Origin of the sequence: Streptomyces roseofulvus (genome assembly GCF_039534915.1) — a bacterium.
GTDB classification, from domain to species: domain Bacteria; phylum Actinomycetota; class Actinomycetes; order Streptomycetales; family Streptomycetaceae; genus Streptomyces; species Streptomyces roseofulvus.
Window position 1 is genome coordinate 911373 of record NZ_BAAAWE010000001.1, and the last position, 17132, is coordinate 928504.

17 protein-coding genes are annotated in these 17132 nt (G+C 75.1%); 8 read left to right on the top strand and 9 right to left on the bottom strand.

What is annotated here, in order from left to right; all coding sequences use genetic code 11:
* Positions 1-106: 106 nt before the first annotated feature.
* Genes ABFY03_RS04220 through ABFY03_RS04230 form a run of 3 tightly spaced genes read left to right on the top strand, consistent with a single transcriptional unit; the run spans position 107 to position 2218 of the window.
* Positions 107-1336: an ROK family transcriptional regulator gene (locus tag ABFY03_RS04220; RefSeq protein ID WP_346169204.1), complete on the top strand. Its 1230-nt coding sequence runs from the start codon at positions 107-109 to the stop codon at positions 1334-1336.
* 60 nt (positions 1337-1396) lie between these two features.
* Entirely contained in the window at positions 1397-1795 is a 399-nt protein-coding gene (locus ABFY03_RS04225; RefSeq protein WP_319011982.1) for a nuclear transport factor 2 family protein, read from the top strand.
* Positions 1796-1849: 54 nt separating this feature from the next.
* Positions 1850-2218, top strand: a complete 369-nt coding sequence (locus ABFY03_RS04230; RefSeq protein WP_319011981.1) for a hypothetical protein — start codon at positions 1850-1852, stop codon at positions 2216-2218.
* Here the strand turns inward: ABFY03_RS04230 and ABFY03_RS04235 are convergent.
* From ABFY03_RS04235 to ABFY03_RS04245, 3 genes are read right to left on the bottom strand one after another with little or no spacing between them, the layout of a single operon-like run.
* The gene (locus ABFY03_RS04235; protein ID WP_346169205.1) at positions 2209-2595 is read right to left on the bottom strand and encodes a nuclear transport factor 2 family protein; all 387 of its coding nucleotides are present in this window, start codon (positions 2593-2595) and stop codon (positions 2209-2211) included. The two genes, ABFY03_RS04230 and ABFY03_RS04235, sit on opposite strands and share 10 nt — an antisense overlap.
* Before the next feature lie 8 nt (positions 2596-2603).
* Positions 2604-3116 carry a DinB family protein gene (locus ABFY03_RS04240; RefSeq protein ID WP_346169206.1) on the bottom strand — a complete coding sequence of 171 codons (513 nt, stop codon included), beginning with the start codon at positions 3114-3116 and terminating at the stop codon, positions 2604-2606.
* Positions 3117-3159: 43 nt separating this feature from the next.
* On the bottom strand, positions 3160-5442 hold the full coding sequence (locus ABFY03_RS04245; RefSeq protein ID WP_346169207.1) for an MMPL family transporter: 2283 nt from the start codon (positions 5440-5442) through the stop codon (positions 3160-3162).
* Positions 5443-5593: 151 nt separating this feature from the next.
* On the opposite strand from ABFY03_RS04245, the gene ABFY03_RS04250 reads away from it, so the two are divergent.
* Positions 5594-7429, top strand: a complete 1836-nt coding sequence (locus ABFY03_RS04250; RefSeq protein ID WP_346169208.1) for a glycoside hydrolase family 15 protein — start codon at positions 5594-5596, stop codon at positions 7427-7429.
* 40 nt (positions 7430-7469) lie between these two features.
* Here ABFY03_RS04250 and ABFY03_RS04255 read toward each other — a convergent pair whose 3' ends face one another.
* Positions 7470-7835 (bottom strand): cupin domain-containing protein, encoded by a 366-nt coding sequence (locus ABFY03_RS04255; protein ID WP_319011976.1) that lies wholly within the window; start codon positions 7833-7835, stop codon positions 7470-7472.
* Between the two features lie 176 nt (positions 7836-8011).
* Here ABFY03_RS04255 and ABFY03_RS04260 point away from each other — a divergent pair, with 176 nt between their 5' ends.
* Both ABFY03_RS04260 and ABFY03_RS04265 read left to right on the top strand, forming a co-directional pair.
* Complete coding sequence (locus tag ABFY03_RS04260) at positions 8012-8449, top strand: SPW repeat protein (RefSeq protein ID WP_319011975.1); 438 nt, start codon at positions 8012-8014, stop codon at positions 8447-8449.
* 270 nt (positions 8450-8719) lie between these two features.
* Complete coding sequence (locus ABFY03_RS04265; RefSeq protein ID WP_319011974.1) at positions 8720-10009, top strand: ATP-binding protein; 1290 nt, start codon at positions 8720-8722, stop codon at positions 10007-10009.
* Positions 10010-10012: 3 nt separating this feature from the next.
* Here the strand turns inward: ABFY03_RS04265 and ABFY03_RS04270 are convergent, their stop codons facing one another.
* Entirely contained in the window at positions 10013-10924 is a 912-nt protein-coding gene (locus ABFY03_RS04270) for a carbohydrate kinase family protein (RefSeq protein ID WP_346169209.1), read from the bottom strand.
* A gap of 441 nt (positions 10925-11365) precedes the next feature.
* Here ABFY03_RS04270 and ABFY03_RS04275 point away from each other — a divergent pair, with 441 nt between their 5' ends.
* Complete coding sequence (locus ABFY03_RS04275) at positions 11366-11950, top strand: YdeI/OmpD-associated family protein (protein ID WP_346169210.1); 585 nt, start codon at positions 11366-11368, stop codon at positions 11948-11950.
* Here the strand turns inward: ABFY03_RS04275 and ABFY03_RS04280 are convergent.
* Together ABFY03_RS04280 and ABFY03_RS04285 are read right to left on the bottom strand one after the other, a co-directional pair.
* Positions 11947-12501, bottom strand: coding sequence for a GNAT family N-acetyltransferase (locus ABFY03_RS04280; protein ID WP_346169211.1), 555 nt, complete (start codon positions 12499-12501; stop codon positions 11947-11949). The genes ABFY03_RS04275 and ABFY03_RS04280 overlap by 4 nt on opposite strands.
* A gap of 30 nt (positions 12502-12531) precedes the next feature.
* Entirely contained in the window at positions 12532-13167 is a 636-nt protein-coding gene (locus ABFY03_RS04285) for a TetR/AcrR family transcriptional regulator (RefSeq protein ID WP_319011835.1), read from the bottom strand.
* Positions 13168-13276: 109 nt separating this feature from the next.
* Between ABFY03_RS04285 and ABFY03_RS04290 the strand changes: the two genes are divergently transcribed.
* Positions 13277-14314 carry a glycoside hydrolase family 113 protein gene (locus ABFY03_RS04290; protein WP_346169212.1) on the top strand — a complete coding sequence of 346 codons (1038 nt, stop codon included), beginning with the start codon at positions 13277-13279 and terminating at the stop codon, positions 14312-14314.
* 7 nt (positions 14315-14321) lie between these two features.
* Here the strand turns inward: ABFY03_RS04290 and ABFY03_RS04295 are convergent, their stop codons facing one another.
* Together ABFY03_RS04295 and ABFY03_RS04300 are read right to left on the bottom strand one after the other, a co-directional pair.
* Positions 14322-15518, bottom strand: a complete 1197-nt coding sequence (locus ABFY03_RS04295; RefSeq protein WP_319011837.1) for a threonine synthase — start codon at positions 15516-15518, stop codon at positions 14322-14324.
* Positions 15519-15528: 10 nt separating this feature from the next.
* A complete protein-coding gene (locus ABFY03_RS04300; protein WP_319011838.1) occupies positions 15529-17040 on the bottom strand; it encodes a hypothetical protein in 1512 nt (503 codons plus the stop codon).
* Positions 17041-17132: the final 92 nt, after the last annotated feature.

Consider the following 17132-nt stretch of genomic DNA (forward strand, 5'->3'; position numbering starts at 1 on the left):
GATCCATTTACGTCAATGGTTGAAATAAAACTGGTGACACGATTCACCGGACCGTGTCCTCCCGGCGTCGGTGTCGGCACCCGCGTCGCCCGGGCAGAATCCAGGGGTGCGTCCCGCCCCCGAGTCCCCCGCCGACGTGCGGCGGCACAACCTCTCCCGCGTCCTGCGCCACCTCGCCGACCACGGCCCCTCCTCGCGCGGCGAGGCAGCCACCGCGACCGGCCTGGCCCACGGCTCCCTCACCACCCTCGCCGCCGACCTCGTCGGCCGGGGCCTCGTCCGCGAGGCGGGGCTCGTCGCCGGCGGCGGGCGCGGGCGGCCCCGGCAACACCTGGAGACCGTGCCGGACCGTGTCGTGTCCGTGGCGGTCCGGGTCACCCGCGAACGGCTCCACCTCGCCGTCGCCGACCTCTCCGGACGCCTCGGCCACCGCGCCGACCTCGCCCACACCACCCCCGACGGCGATCCCGACGCGCTCGCCGACGCCCTCGCCGACGCCGTGCGGGAGACGGCGGCCGCCGCCCGGGCCGCGCAGCCCGCGGCCCACCTCGCCGGCACCTTCGTCGCCGTGCCCGGCCCCGTCACCGCCGGCGGCCGGATGTTCTCGACCGACTTCGGCTGGCCGGGGCCCGTGGACCTCGGCGCCCTCCTGCGGCACCGGCTCGGCGACTCCGCCGGGCCCGTGGTCCTCGCCAACGACGCCAACCTGGCCGCGCTCGCCGAGTACCGCGCGCTGACGGTCCGGCGCGGCACCGCGCCGCGCTCCCTCGCCTACCTCAAGGCCGACGTCGGCGTCGGCGGCGGGCTCGTCCTCGACGGCCGGATCGAGGCCGGCGGCCACGGCGTCGCGGGCGAGCCCGGCCACATGCCGGTCGCCTTCGACGGGCCGCCGTGCGCCTGCGGCGGGCGCGGCTGCCTCGCCCTCTACCTCGGCCCCGAGGCGCTGACCGACGCGGCAGGCCTCGGCGGCCTGCGCGCCGGGAAGGGCACCGAGGCGGCCGTCGCCGCGCTCGGGGCGGCCCTGGCCGCCGGGGAACCGGCCGCCGTCGCGGCCCTGGACGCCGCCGGCGAGGTGCTGGGCGCGGCGGTCCTCGCGGTGACGAGCCTCCTCGACGTGGACGACGTGGTGCTGGGCGGCTACCTCGCCGACTGGCACCCCTGGCTGGCACGCGGCCTGGAGGCCCGGCTCGCCGGCCGCAGGACCCTGGCGGCGGGCGCGGCCCCGGTGCCGGTCCCGCTGCCCGGCGCGCTCGGCGCCGACGCGTCCCTGCGCGGCGCGGTGGCCCTGGCCCGCGACACCGTGCTCGCCGACCCCGCCTCCGTACCCCCGCGTTGACCTCCGGCGCGGGAGCGCCAGCGGGTGCGGGGCGCGGGGCGCCGTGGGCATGATGAAGTCATGACCGACCGGGACGACTTCCTGACGTGGGTCAGGACCGACCTCCAGGACGCCGAGCGGGCCCTGCACGACGGGGACCCGGCGCCGCGCCGGGCCCTCTGGTCGCGGCGCGAGCCGGTGAGCGTCCTCGGCGCGTGGTACAACGCGCTCGGCCTGGAGGACGTGGACACGCTGTTCACGGCGCTCGCCAAGCGCTTCTCCGCCTGCACCTCCTACCGCATCGAGGTGCTCAGCCACGACGTGGTCGGCGACGCCGCCTACACCGCGTGCTTCGAGCACATCTCGACGTCGGTCGACGGGGAGGCCCGCACCTACACGCTGCGCGCCACGCAGACGTACCGGCGCGAGGACGGCGCCTGGCGCGTGGCGCACCGGCACGGCGACCTGGTGCAGGCGTGACCGGCGCCGCCGGCCGTAGAATCGACGGCCGGCGACGGGGGGAGGCGACGGCAGATGGCGTGGACCGCCGAGGAGTTCGCGGGGGGCGTGCTCCTGCTGGGCCCCGGGCTCGTCCTGATCGCGGCCGGCCTCGTGTGGAAGGGGCGGGCCGTGCGCCCGTTCGCCGCCCGCCGGGCCGGCCGGATGGCGCACGCGGCGTACGTCCGGGACCTGGAGCGCGCCGTGGAGCAGGCGATCGTCGCGGCCCGCCGCGCCGCCGGCGACGGCGAGCCCGCCATCGTGACGGTGGCGGACGTGGAGCGGCTGGCGCGGGACCGGTACGGGCACGAGCACGTCGAACGGCAGCACGCCGCCGCCGCGCTGCGCCGGGGCTTCCGGCGGTACGGCTGCGCGGCGGACTGCGTGACGGACGCCTACGCCTGAGCGGCGTCCGGTACGGGCGTGCCCTGGTGGTGGAAGAGCCGGAGCGGGCCGGCGGGGTCGCGCCGCCACACCGACGAACGCCGGGCGTGCCGCCCGTCGATGACGGTCTCGTAGGCGAGGTGGACGATTCCGGGGGCGAGGACCGTGCCGGCGAAGGCCGTGGCGCGGATCGGCGGGCCGTCCTCGCCGCCGTGCAGCTCGGCGAGGGCGGCGAGCATCTCCGCGCGCGTCCACAGCCGTCCCGAGGCGCCGACCTCGGTGAACTCCGGGTCGAACAGCTCCTCGGCGAGCGGCCGGGACCGGCGGACGGCGGGGTCGTGGAGCAGGCGCTCCCGCGTGATCGCCTCGGCGATGTCGGGGTGCTGAGGGGCCGTCATGGTGCGCCTCACTCCCCCGTCGCGCCGTCGAGGCGCTCGCGGAGCAGGTCCGCGTGGCCGTTGTGCCGGGCGTACTCCTCGATCATGTGGGCCAGGACGTAGCGGACGGAGTACGTCTCCTTCCCGAGGGTTCCGGTGGCGTCGAGCGACTCGGCCGCGTCGACGATCGCCCGCGAGCGGGCGCACTCCGCCCGCCACACGGCGAAGTCCGCTTCGGCGTCGGCGTGTTCGACGTCGAAGTCGGCCCACTCGGTGGCGCCGGGCGGGGTCCACGGGCTGCGGCTCTCCTCCCCGGCCAGCACGTTGCGGAACCAGCCGCGCTCGACCTCGGCGGCGTGCCGGACCAGTCCGAGCAGGGACAGGCCCGACGGCGGCACGGTCCGTTCCTTCAGCTGCTCCGGGGTGAGCCCGGAGCACTTCCAGGCGAGGGTGTCGCGCTGGAACTGCAGCATCGCGGAGAGCGTGGCCCGTTCGTCGGCCCCCGCGAAGGGCACGCGCGTCCGCTGGTCATCCTGGTTCATGGCGGCATTCTGCCTGGTCAGAGCCGTCGTGTCCGCCGGTTTTTCAGGACGCGGACGGCGCCCTGGCGGCCTCGTCCCGCTGGACGGCCTCCTCGCCCTCGGTGTCCAGGTGGGGCAGGATCCGGTCCAGCCACCGCGGGGTCCACCAGGCGTGCTCGCCGAGCAGGGTCATCACGGCGGGGACCAGCAGGAGCCGGACCACCGTCGCGTCGATGAGGACGCTCGCGGCGAGGCCCAGGCCGAGCATCTTGACCACGACGTTGTCGGAGACGATGAAGGCGGCGAAGACGCTGACCATGATGAGGGCGGCGCAGGTGATCACCCGGGCCGTGATCTCCAGGGCGTGGGCGACGCTCGCCCCGGGGTCGCCGGTGCGCAGCCACGCCTCCCGCACCCGGGAGAGCAGGAAGATCTCGTAGTCCATGCTCAGGCCGAAGACGATCGCGAACATCATCATCGGCACATAGCTCTCGATGGGCACCTTCCCGGAGACGCCGAGCGCGGGTCCGCCCCAGCCCCACTGGAAGACGGCGACGACCACGCCGTAGGAGGCGGCGATCGAGAGCACGTTGAGGACGGCGGCCTTGACCGCGACGAGGAGACCGCGGAAGACCGTGAGGATCACCAGGAAGGCGAGGGCGACGACCACGGCGATGATGAGCGGCAGGCGGCTGGAGACGAGGTCGAGGAAGTCGACCTGGGCGGCGGTCGTCCCGGTGACGTAGGTCTGCGCGTCCGTCCCGGCGACGGCCTGCGGGAGGACGTCGTCGACCAGGTGGTTGGTGAGGTCGGTGGTCCGCTCGTCCTGCGGGGAGGCGACCGAGTAGGCGGTGCCGACGAGGACGTCGCCGTCGGCGGTGGCCTTCAGCGGCGTGATGGAGGCCGCGTCGGGCACCCCGGTGAGCGCCTTCTGGAGGTCGGTGGCGAGCCCGGCGCGGTCGGCGGACGGCACGGCGGACTGGTCGACGACGAGGGTGAGGGGGCCGTTGGCGCCGGGGCCGAAGGCGGTGGAGATCAGGTCGTAGGCGCGGCGGTCGGTGAAGGACTTCGGGTCGGCTCCGTCGCCGATGTGGCCGAGTTGGATGAAGAGCAGCGGGAAGGCCAGGACCAGCAGGGCGACGACGCCGCCGACGAGGAAGTACCAGGGGCGCCGCTCGACGCGCTGGGCGTACCGGTGCCAGGCGCCGTGCTCCTCCGCTCCGGGCGGGGCGTCCGTCTCGGCGACCGGCCTGCGGACGTGGTAGCGGTCGATGCGGCGGCCGACGAGACCGAGCAGGGCGGGGACGAGGGTGAGCGCGGCGAGGACGGCGGTGACGACGGTGAAGGCCGCCGCCAGGCCGAGTTTGCCGATGAAGGTGACCCCGGAGACCCACAGGCCGGAGAGGGCGATGACGACCGTGCAGCCGGAGACGAGGACCGCGCGGCCGCTGGTGGTGGTGGCCAGGCCGGCGGAGTCGGCGGGGTCGTGGCCGTTCATGACGTTCTGCCGGTGGCGGGTGATCAGGAACAGCGCGTAGTCGATGCCGACGCCGAGACCGATCATGGTGGCCAGCGTCGGCGAGACGGTGCCGAAGGTGAAGGCGGCGGCCGTGAGGCCCAGCAGGGCGAGCCCGCAGACCGCCCCGACGAGCGCCGTGACCAACGGCATCACGGCGCCGATGACGCTGCCGAAGCCGATCAGGAGGACCACGATCGCGACGGCGAATCCGATGGCCTCGCTCGTGCGGTCGTCGGCGGCGGGTCGGGCGAGTTCGCCGAGCGAACCGCCGTACTCGACGGTCACGCCGGCGTCCCTGAGCGGCTGTACGGCCTGGTCGACGCCGGTCAGGTAGTCGGTGCCGAGCGTCGAGGGCGGCACGCCGAAGCGGACGGTGATGTAGGCGGTCTTGCCGTCGGTGGAGAGCGGGCCGGTGTTCGGCGTGGTGGAGGAGGCGGGCGGCGGTGGGGTGCCGGGCGGCGGCAGCGGGTTCTGGGCGCCGATGACGTCCGGCAGCTTCTCCAGGGCGGCGACCGTCGAGTTCACGGCCGACGCCTCCTGGGTCAGCGGCTCGGACGGGTCGTTCAGGACGATCTGGGCGCCGTAGCCGCCGGCCGCCGGGTCGTGCGCCTCCAGGACGGACAGGCCGTCGGACGACTGGGCGCCGGGCAGGTCGAAGTCGTCGGAATACTGGCCGCCGACCGCCCGGTCGGTGATCTGGAGTCCCACCAGGGCGGCCAGCCAGAGGGCCACCACGACGACGAAGTGGCGGGCGCACCAGTGCCCGAGGCGGTAGAGACCGCTCTGCTTCACGGGACGGCCCTGCCGGGCCGCGGGCGTTGCTCTCATGGCCCTGCCCTGTCCGGGTGCAGGCTTCCCCGAGCCGGTTGTGCTTCCTCGCTCCGCGTCGGTTCGTGTTTCTCCGTCCATGGTGCGCCCGCCGTGCGGCGTCGGCATCTCGCCGGAGGCAGGCCGGGGCACGGTCGCCGATAGTGGAGGGATGAAGCGCTATCCGCTCATCGCCGAGCACGGTCTGGTGGGAGACCTCCAGACGGCCGCGCTCATCTCCGACGAGGGCGTGGTCGACTGGTTCGCGGCGCCCCGCTTCGACTCGCCGGGGGTCTTCTCGGCGCTCCTCGACCACGACCGGGGCGGCTACTTCCGGCTCTCCGTCGACGGGCCGGACGTGACGGTCAAGCAGCTGTACTACCCGGACACGGCCATGCTCGTGACCCGGTTCATGTCCCCGGACGGGGTCGGCGAGCTGATGGACTGGATGCCGCCCGACCGGACCGGCCGGGCCACCGACCGGCACACCCTGATGCGGGTGATGCGGTGCACGCGCGGCAGCGTCACGTTCACGCTGGAGTGCCGGCCGCGGTTCGGCTTCGGGCGGACGCCGCACGAGACCCGGGTGGACGGCCGTACGGCGACCTTCCGCTCGGCGGCGATGGCGGGCTTCCTCCAGACGAACGTACCGCTGGAACGGGACGGGCCGTCCGACGTGCGGGGCCGGCTGCAGCTGACCGAGGGCGGCACCGCCGGGGCGTCGTTCACGGTGGACGGCCCCCGCGCCGCGCCGCCGCCGCTGCCGGACGTGGCGGAGGTGGAGGCCGCGCTGTGGGACGCGGTGGACTTCTGGCAGCGGTGGGTGCGCACCGCGCGGTACCGGGGCCGCTGGCCGGACATGGTGCACCGGTCGGCGATCACGCTGAAGCTGCTGACGTACCTGCCGACGGGCGCGCCGATCGCGGCGCCCACCCTGGGTCTGCCGGAGCAGGTGGGCGGCGAGCGGAACTGGGACTACCGCTACACCTGGGTGCGGGACGGCTCGCTGGCCGTACGGGCCCTGCTGGACCTGGGGTTCGCGGAGGAGGCGACCGCGTTCACGGAGTGGCTGACGGCACGGATCACCGAGCGGTCGGCCGGCCCGGCGGGCGGGCGGCCGCTGCAGATCATGTACCGGGTGGACGGGGATCCGTGGCTGCCCGAGGAGGTCCTGGCGGAGTTCGAGGGGTACCGGGGTTCGGCGCCGGTCCGGGTCGGGAACGCGGCGGCGGACCAGCTCCAGCTGGACATCTTCGGCGAGTCGTTGTACGCGCTGGCGCAGGGCACCGGCCAGGACGCGCAGCCGACGTACGAGGGGTGGCGGGCGGTCTCGGGCATGCTCGACTGGCTCGCGGAGTCCTGGGACGGGCCCGACGAGGGCATCTGGGAGACCCGGGGCGGCCGCAAGGACTTCACCTTCAGCCGGGTGATGTCCTGGGTGGCGTTCGACCGGGGCCTGCGGCTGGCCGAGGAGTTCGGCCGCCCGGCGTCCCTGGAGACCTGGCGGGCGGCCAGGGACGAGATCTTCGCGCAGGTCATGCGGCGCGGCTGGAGCGACCGGCGCGAGGCGCTGACCCAGTCCTTCGGCGGGGACGTGCTGGACGCCGCCCTCCTGCTGGTCCCCCGCACGGGCCTGCTCGGACCCACGGACCCGCGGTGGCTGAGCACCCTCGACGCGATCGAGCGGTCCCTGGTCCGCGACAACCTGGTCCACCGCTACGACCCCGGCGCCGCCCCCGACGGACTACGCGGCGCCGAGGGCACGTTCAGCCTCTGCACCTTCCTGTACGTGGACGCACTGGCACGGGCCGGCCGGGTGCGGCAGGCCCGCTTCGCCTTCGAGAAGATGCTGACGTACGCCAACCATGTGGGCCTGTTCGCCGAGGAGATAGGCCCGACGGGCGAACAACTCGGCAACTTCCCCCAGGCGTTCACCCACCTCTCCCTGATCATGGCGGCGACGACCCTGGACGAGGCCCTGGACACCCTCGCCGCCCGTCCGGGATAGGGAGCCCCCCCTTGGCCCCTTTCGGGGAACTCGTCCTGGTTCAGGAGGACTTGGCGTAGTCGCCGAAGCCGACCCAGTCGAGGGCCACGCACGGTTCGTCGCCGACGACCCAGGCGTCGTGGCCGGGGGTGACCTCCATGAAGTCGCCGGGGCCGAAGTCGTCCTCCTCCCCGGAGTCCATGACGACGTGGATGCGGCCGCTGACCACGTAACCCACGTGGGACGCCTGGCAGCTGTCCGTCCCGGCGAGCGGCTTGACGTGCTCGGACCACTTCCAGCCGGGTTCGAAGACCGCGCGCCCGACGGGGCCGCGTTCCGTGGTGAGCAGGTCCAGCCTGCCCATGTCGCCCTCGAAGGGGCGGGTCTCGTCCGCCTTGTCGAAGCTTCTTCGTACGATGCCGGTCATCGTGTCCGCCTCCCGGCGGTGCGCGGGTGCCCCGAGTCCTCTCTCAGCGTACGCCGGTGCGGGCGGCCGCTCTCGTTCCCGCTTCACATAAGGAACATATAAGCGCACAATGGGACTGCGGCCCCGTGCCGCGAGCGCGGTCCGACACGCAGCACGCCAGCAAGGAGGCGAGTCACATGGCCGACGTCTCTCACCGTCCCGGTGACATCTCGGGACACCCCGACGCGACGGAGATGCGCGACCGCTACGCGCAGATCCTGCAGACCAGAGGAGTGGCCGCCGTCGAGGAACTCGTGATCCTCGCCGGAGTCTGGATCGCGGTCTCCGCGTACACGGTCCACTTCGCGGCCGCCAGGCCGGAGCTGGCCATCACCAACCTGGTGGTCGGCATCGCGCTCGCGGTCCTCGGCCTGTGCATGTCGATGGCTCCCGAGCGCTCCCAGGACCTCAACTTCGTGGTCCTGCTGCTCGGCGCCTGGACGATCGTCGCCCCGTGGGTCGTCACCCGGAGCCCCGACACCGGCATGGTGCTCAGCAATGTCATCGCGGGCGCGTGCGTCTGTCTGTTCGCCCTCACCGCGGGCGGACTGCTCATGAGCAAGCGCAGGACGTGAGGCCCCGGGCCGCAGACCCCGGCCTCACTCCCCCACGGCGGCGGACCCCCGGGTCCGCCGCCGTTCGTTGTCGCCGCTCGCCGTCGCCGTCCGCCGTCCGCCTTGCCCGCGCGGGCCGCTCCGCTCGTCACGGAAACGCCCGGGGCCGGAAACGCCCAGTGACGAACCGGCGCGTTTCCCCGTCCCCCTTGTGCAGGATGGCGCAGGCCCCACCGCCCGGCCCCCGCCTAGCCTCGCCGCAACACGAGCACACGAGGGGCGGTACCGCCGGTGAACTGGCACATCCACGACTACCGCGAGAGCGATCTCGCCGCCGTCGTCCATCTGATCGACAGCACGGCCGAGCTGGGCCAGGAGTCCGTCTTCTCCCTCGCCGAGTGCATCGGCGCCCTCACCTCCCGCCAGCCGGCCGTCGTCGCCGTCCACCAGGGCGTGCCGATCGGGGCCGCGCTCGCCTCCGTCTCCGGGGAGCGCGCCTGGGTGATGCGGATCGCGATCGCCTCCGCCTGGCGCGGCCGGGGCCTGGCCAGCGCCCTCCTGGTGGAGCTGGAGCGCAAACTGGTCGCCGCCCGGGTGGGCCGGATCGCGTACGTCCTGCCGGAGGAGGAACTGCTCGGCGAGGGGCTGCTGAACGCCGGCTACACCCGCCAGCCCGCCGTCGCCTACTTCGAGAAGACCGAGCCGCTGCACGGCCCCGCCGCCGGGCTCCTGGACGACCTCGGCGGCCGGCTGCTCCCGGGCGACCTGTGGGCGAAGGTGGCCGGCATGGAGCGCGAGAAGGACCTGATCGAGCGGCGCGTGGTGCTGCCGCTCGCCGAGCCGGAGCGGGCCGGCCGGCACGGGGTACGGCCGCCCCGGGCGATCTGCCTCTTCGGCCCGCCCGGCACCGGCAAGACCACCTTCGCCCGGGCGGTCGCCTCCCGGCTCGGCTGGCCGTTCGTGGAGATCCTGCCGTCGCGGCTCGCCGACGGCGGCAACCTCGCGGCGGCGCTGCGCACGGCGTTCGCGCGGATCGCCGAGCTCGACCGCGTCCTCGTCTTCATCGACGAGGTCGAGGAGATCGCCCCGGTCCGCACCGAGCCCGCGCGGCCCGGTGGGCTGCACGGCGTCACCAACGAGCTCCTCAAGCTGATCCCGGGCTTCCGGGAGCGCGACGAGCGGCTGCTGGTGTGCGCGACCAACTCGGTCCGCTCCCTGGACCCGGCCTTCCTGCGCCCGGGCCGCTTCGACTACCTGATCCCGATCGGTACGCCGGACAAGGCCGCCCGAGCCGCGATCTGGTCCCGCTACACGGACGGCCGGCCCGAGGTGGACATCGACGAACTGGTCCTGGCCAGCGACCTGTTCACCCCCGCGGACATCGAGCACGCGGCCCGGGTCGCCGCCCAGGCGTCCTTCGAGCGGGACCTGCTCGCCGTCGGCGCGCGGGACGCGGACGCCCCGGCGCCGGGTGCGAGCACGGCGGACTACCTGGCGGCGATCGCGGCCGCCCGCCCGACGGTGACGCCGGAGCTGGTCGAGGCGTTCGCGGCGGACATCACCAGCCACGCCCGGACCTGACCGTCAGCCGGCCGCGAGCGCCGCGTCCAGCTCCGCGCGGTCCGGCGGCCGGGCCCCGGCCCGGGAGACCGTGACCGCGGCTGCGGCCCCGGCCCTGGCCAGCAGTCCGGCGAGGTCGGCGGCGCCGAGCTCCGCGAGCCCGGCCCGGTCGCGGCCGGCCAGCGCGTCGAGGACGGCCGACATGAAGGAGTCGCCCGCCCCGACCGTGTCGACGACGGCGACGGGCGGCGCCCCGGCGGACACGGTGTGGTCCCGGGTCACCGCCAGCGATCCGGCGCCGCCCCGGGTAACGAGGACGACGGCCGGGCCGAGCCCCAGCCACCGCGCGGCCACCCTCGCCGGGGATTCTCCCGGGTAGAGCCAGGCCAGGTCCTCGTCGCTCGCCTTCACCAGGTCGGCCAGGGCCACGCACCGCTCGACCCGGGCCACGGCCGGGCCGTGCTCCCCCATCAGCGCGGGCCGCACGTTGGGGTCGTAGCTGACCGTGGCCGTGGTCCTGAGCCGCCCCGTCAGGGCGAGCACGGTGGCGGCGCCCGGTGCGGTGACGGCCGCGATCGAGCCGAGGTGCACGTGCCGGACCGGCACCTCGGTCGCCGGCGGCTCGTCGGCGGTGAGCGTCCAGGCGATGTCGAAGGCGTACGCCGCCTGGCCGCGTCCGTCGAGGGAGACGACGGCCGTCGGGGTACGGGCGGGGGAGCCGCCGACGGCGATCCGCACCCCGGCGCCGGTGAGGTGATCGGCGATCAGCCGGCCGGAGTCGTCGTCGGCGAGCTGGGTGAGGAGCGTGGTGTCCCGGCCGAGCCGGGCGAGGCCGTAGGCGACGTTGGCGGGGCTGCCCCCGGGATGGACGACGTCGGCGGTCCCCGGCTCGCGGACGATGTCGGCGACGCACTCGCCGATCACCAGGAAGGACATGCGGGTCACAGCTCCTTGGCGTAGGTGTCCAGGTGGCCGGCCCGGCCGCCGAAGACGTTCAGGCCGACGTGGCCGGACGCGAAGGAGGCGCCCGGGTCGGTGAGATCCATGATCCCGCCTCCGCCGAGGAGCACCCGGATCCGGGTCCCTGGTGGGCGACCCGCAGGTGACCAGGCCGGTGAGGACGGCCCCTCCCGCGCCGCCGGACACCTCCACGGAGCACGGGTCGACGCCGATCCGCAGCCGCACGGACCGGCCGGCGAACCAGCGGGGGGCGCGCGGCAGGGGCAGCCGGTGCGGCAGGTCGGTGGAGACGGCGTGCGCCCGGCGCCCCCGATCCTGTGGGAGATGCGGCCAAGTGACGGCCCGTCTCCGGCCGGTGCCCCTATCGTGTCCGGGTGCCCCCGGACGGGCGCGCGGACGGGCGGAGAGGTGGTCGCGGTGGAGACGGTCGGTACGGACGAGGGGCTGGAGGTCCTGTCCTTCGACGGCGGTGGCGGACTGGAGGCGTGGCTCGCCGGACACCACGGCGACTCCCCCGGCATCTGGCTGCTGCTCGGCCGCAAGGGCGGCGACCTGCCGTCGCCGACGGCCGACGAGATCCTCGACCTGACGCTCGCGTACGGCTGGATCACCGGCAAGCGCAAGGCCCGCGACGCGCGCTCGTACCTCCAGAAGATCACCCGCCGCCGGCCGCGCAGCCTCTGGTCCCAGGTCAACGTGCGCCAGGTCGAGCGGCTGCTCGCGGACGGACGGATGCGGGAACCGGGCCTCGCGGAGGTGCGGGCGGCGCAGGCCGACGGCCGGTGGGCGGCCGCGTACCCCTCGCAGAGGGACGCGACGGTCCCGGACGACCTCGCCGAGGCCCTCGTGGCCCGTCCCGAGGCGGCCCGCGCCTTCGAGGCGCTCGGCAGGACCGACCGCTATCTGGTGATCCTGAGCCTCTGGCAGGCCAGGACGCCGAAGACCCGGGCCGCCCGGATCGAGCGGGCGGTGACCCGGCTGGCGGAGGGCGGCCGACCCTAGGCCGTTTCTTCCGGATCGTGCCGGGCCGCTCGCGGCGCCCGGCCGTGCGCTCCGGCGCGCCGGCGGTAGAGGATCTGGTGGGCGTCCCACTCCACGAAGGACTCGGCGTGCTCCAGGCCGACGGCCTCCAGGAGGCGGCGGGACCGGTGGTTGGCCTGCTGCGTGACGGCGACGACGCTCGGCGCGGTCTCCAGGACCCGGGCGACGGCCGCCGCCACCGCCTCGCGGGCGTAACCGCTCCCCCAGTGCTCGGGCAGGAACTGGTACGACACCTCGGTCTCGCCCCCGCGCCCGGCCGCCTCCACGGTGACGAGGCCGAGCAGCATGCCGTCCTCGGCCCGCACCACGGCGTGGCAGCCGGGCGCGCCGACGATCCGGCGCTGCCGGATCCGCACGACGGAGTCGATGACCGGCCCGCCGAGGTGGCGCCGCACCTGCGGATCGGTCCAGAGCCGGGTCACGGCGGGGACGTCCGCGCTCCGCACGGGCCGCAGCTCCAGCCGCTCGGTGCGGAGCACGGCGGCGGGGCCTCGGGGCGGTGAGACGGTCATACGTCCGATCATCGCAGGCCGGAGGAGCGGTCAGGCGCCGGCGGGTCCGGCGCCGCGGCCGCGGACCAGCGGGAGGTAGACCTCGTCGACGATCTCGACGAGGACCTCGTCGGGGGCGCTGGGCACCCCCCGCACCACGAACTCGTTCCGCAGCAGGACGACCGCGACCGTGGCCACCCGGGGGTGCAGCGCCTCGGGGACGGCCTCTCCGCGGGCGACGGCCCGGCCGAGGACGGTGAGCCACGGCGCGGCCGCGGCCTCCCCGGACTGGTCCTGGAGCCCGGCGAGGAACTCGGCGGTGCCGCCGGCCGCGGCGAGCAGTTCCCGCAGGACGGCGCCGAGCGGTGAGCTCCAGTGCCGGTTGGCCTGCCGCAGCAGCTCCAGGGCGTCGCCGCGGAGGGTACCGGTGTCGGGGACGGGCGCGGTGGTGGCGAGCCGCTTGTACGCGGCGGTGCCGAGGGCCAGGCGGTGCGGCCAGCGGCGGTAGAGGGCGTTCTTGTTGGTGCCGGCACGGGCGGCGACCTTGTCCATGGTCATGCCGGCGAAGCCGGACTCGGTGAGCTCGCGGGCGGCGGCATCGAGGATCGCCTCCTCCAGGGCGGCGCCCCGCCGCCGGGTCCGCCCGGGCTCCGTCCGCCGCTCCCCCGCTGCCGCGTCCCGCTCCATGACCACCCCTTCTCCGGTACGAGCCGTACCTCCCCATCTTGCTTGCCCGCCCGACCACCCTCCAATTAAGGTACGCCGAGTACCTTACGCATCGAGGTGGGAGCGAATCATGCGCGCCGGCGGCATCAGCTACGACACGGGCTTCGTCAAGCACGGACGGAACGCCCGCCGCGTCTTCGAGCCGGAGACCGTCCGGCGGGAGCTGGAGATCATCCGGGACGACCTCCACTGCACGGCGGTACGGGTGATGGGCGGCGACCCGGACCGGATCGAGCTGGCGGCCGGGTACGCGGCCGACCTGGGCCTGGAGGTCTGGTTCTCGCCGTACCCGCTCGAAGAGACCGAGGCCGGCATGCTGGCGCTCTTCGCGGACTGCGCCGCCCGCGCGGAACGGCTGCGCCGGCGCGGCGCCGACGTCGTCTTCGTCGCGGGCGCCGAACTGAGCCTCATGAACCCGGGATTCCTGCCCGGCGCGGACACCGACGAGCGGGTGGCGCTGCTGCGCCGCCCGGACGAACTGCGGGCGGCGCTGGGCGGGGTCCGGGCCCGGGTGAACGCCTTCCTCGCCGAGGCGGCGGCGGTCGTCCGCGCCCGCTTCGGCGGCCCGGTCACCTACGCTGCCGTGCCCCTCGAAGCGGTCGACTGGACGCCGTTCGACCTCGTCTCCGTGGACGTCTACCGCTCGGCGGAGATCGCGGAGGGTTTCGCCGAGGGGGTGCGGGGCATGGTCGAGGCCGCCCACGGCAAGCCGGTGGCCGTCACCGAATTCGGCGCGGCCTGCTACCGGGGCGCGGGCGACCGGGGCGCGCTGGGCCTGGAGGCCGTCGAGTACGACGCGACCGGCCCGGTCCGGCTGACGGGGGCGTACGAGCGGGACGAGGAGGGCCAGGCCGCGTACGTGCGCGAGCTCCTCGCCGTCTTCGACGCGGCGGGCGTCGACACCACCTTCGTCTTCACCTTCGCGCTCCACGACCACGTCCACCGCCCCGACGGCGACCCGAGCGCGGACCTCGACCTGGCGAGCTACGGGGTGGTGAAGGTGTACGAGGACCGGAGGGGCACCCGCTACCCGGAGCTGCCGTGGGAGCCGAAGGCCGCGTTCGACGCGGTGGCGGAGTACCACCGCGCGGCGGCACAGGGATCCTGACGGACGATCAGACCCTGAGCAGGGCGCGTACGGCCCCCCAGTCGGCGTCCATCGGCGCGACCGCCGTCCGCCCCGTGGCCACGTCCTTGTAGCCGCTGGAGGTGACCACGCAGACGACGGGCCCGTCCTCGTCGGCCGGGTCCGGTCCGTGCGCGCGCAGCCCGGCGAGCCCGGCGGCGGCCGACGCCTCGCACCAGATCCCCTGGGAGGCCAACTCCGACTGAGCGGAGGCGAACTGAGGCTCCGTCACAGTCCGGGCCGCGCCGCCGGTGCGCTGGATCGCGAGGACGCCGCGGTAGCTGTTCACCTCGCAGTCGATGGCGTACGCGGCGGTCGGCCCGACGGGCACGCGGGCGGCCTGGCGGCCGGACCGCAGCGCCTCGGTGAGCGCGCCGGCGGCGGCCGGCTCGACGCCGTACATCCGGGGCACGGCGTCCGTCACACCCAGCCGCAGCAGCTCCTCGAAGCCCTTCGCGACGCCGAACAGCAACTCGCCGTATCCGGTGGGCACATGGACGGCGGCGGGCGCCCGTCCGAGCGCGAGCGCGATCTCGTAGGCGATGGTCTTGTACCCCTCCGGGCCGAACGGGTGCCCGGTGTGCGCGGAGTCCGTGACGCTGCTGACGGACTGGAATCCGAGCTCGTCGACGATCCGCCGCATGAGAGGCCGCACGGAGGCGTACGGGACGGTCAGCACGGTCGCGCCGTAGGCCCTCAGGTGGGAGGCGACGGCGGGCGGGGCGTGCGGCGAGGTGAACACGGCGCACGGCAGCCCCGCGCGGGCCGCGTACGCGGCGGCGGCCGCCCCGTGGTTGCCCGAGGAGGACACCACGATCCCCCGCGCGCCGGAGGCCACCGCGGCGCTCACCGCCACCCGGTTCAGCCGGTCCTTGTGGCTCCACGTCGGGTTGCGCGACTCGTCCTTCACCCACACGCCGTCGGCCAGCGCCACCAGCGGCGTGTTCCCCTCCCCCAGCCCCGGCGCGGCCAGTGGCGGCAGCAGCGGCGCCCACCGTTCGAGCCCGTGCGCGGCGGGCCCCGCGAAGAGGTCCGCCGGCACGGCGTCGTAGTCGTACTCCACCTCCAGCGGGTACGCGACCTCCTCGGTCGACGTCACCGGGCACCCGGCGGTCAGCGGCGGCCACAGCGGATGGCGTACGGACGGATCGGCGAGCGACCGCTGGGCACGGGCGAGAGACGTCACGGGGAACCCTTCAGGGACGGGGGCGGTCGGGGCGGGGCACGCCCGCCAGGTCGAGCAGCTCGTGGAGGCGGCGGGCGGGCAGGTTCGGGTTGGCCGCCGCGCCTTCCGCCGTCGCGGGGTCGTCGAGGAGTGCCGCGAGCGTGTCCTGGTCCCGCAGGGTCGGGGCGGCGGCCGCCGCCCGGCGCACCCGCGCGTCGGGATCCGCGAGCAGCCGCGCGGGCGCCCGCTCCAGGGTCGGATCGGCGGCGGCGAGGGCGCGGACCTCCGGATCGTCGTGGCCGAGGAGGTGGCGGAGCCCGGTACGGGGCAGCCGCGGCAGGGTCAGCAGGTGCCGGCGCTGCTCGGGACACGCGACGAAGGTGTCGAGGAGGAGTTCGGGCGGTGCCAGCGGGTGACGGCAGGCGAGCCGGTGCCGTACCTCGGGGTCGGGGTCCTCCGCCAGCCGCGCGACCAGCGCGGCGGGCAGGGCGGCGTGGCTCGCGGCGACCCGGCGGAGGACCGCGTGCTCGGACCTGGCGCACTCCGCGAACCAGCTCGGGGCGGGCTCGGCGGGCACCTCGCCGATCGGGCCGTCGTCCTCCGCGCCGCCCAGCCATTCGATGGCCTCCCGCTGAGCCCAGGTGCGGGGCGGCGGGTGCAGCACGGCCCGTGCCCGGACGGACTCGTCCGGGTCCTCGGCCAGTTCGGCCAGGAGTGCGGCGTCCACGTCGGCCCTGGCCGCCACGCGTTCCCGTACCCGGGGATCCGGGTCGCGGGCGAGACGGACGACGACGGCGGACGGCGTGTGGCGGTTGTACGCCAGTGACCCCAGGTCGCGGCGGGCCGCGAGACACGCCTCGGCCACGGCCTCGGCGACGGGAAGGTTGAGGAGCAGATGCGTCCGGGCGTGACAGTCCCGCTCCGGGAGTTCGGCCGCCGGCGCGGCGGGGTCGGACTCCCCGATCCGCCGGGCGGCCGCCTCGCGCACGCCGGGATCCGGATCGGCCGTCAGGGCCGCGCGCGCTTCCGGGCCGAGCCCGTGCCACATGGTGCTCACCCCCATGCGCCGGAGGACGGGATGGGGGTGCTCGTGCAGTCGGCGCCAGAAGGACAGCGGAATCTGCCGCGAGGAGCAGAGCTCGGCGGCGACCTCGGCCGCCGTGACCTTTCCGTCCTCCCCCGCCTCCTCCGCCGTCAGGAGCGCTTCGAGGACGGCGTCCGGCAGGGGCCGCACCGCTCGGGGACGCGGCCGGGGGCCGCCGGCCAGGTCCGCCCGCACGAGCCCGGACGGGTCCCGCACCAGCCTCCCCCGCTGGGCGGGCGCGACATGGGGGTTGCGGGCGAACGCGCGGCGGACGGCCGGGTCCGGATGCGTGACGACCGCGTCGACGACGTCCTCGGGAAGGTCCCGCTCCTGGCAGAGCGTCGTCCAGGCCGACCGCCCGGCGGGGTCGAGCAGGCGCGTCAGGACCTCGGCCGGGGCGGCGGGATGGGCGGCGACTCCCCGGAGCCAGGCGTCCGGGAGAGAGGGGGAGGACGGCATCCGATCATCCTGTCAGGCCGCCGCGGGGCGTCGGTAGCCTGTCCTCGACGAGACGGGGACGAGTGGGGACTGGACGAGTGGGGACGAGCGAG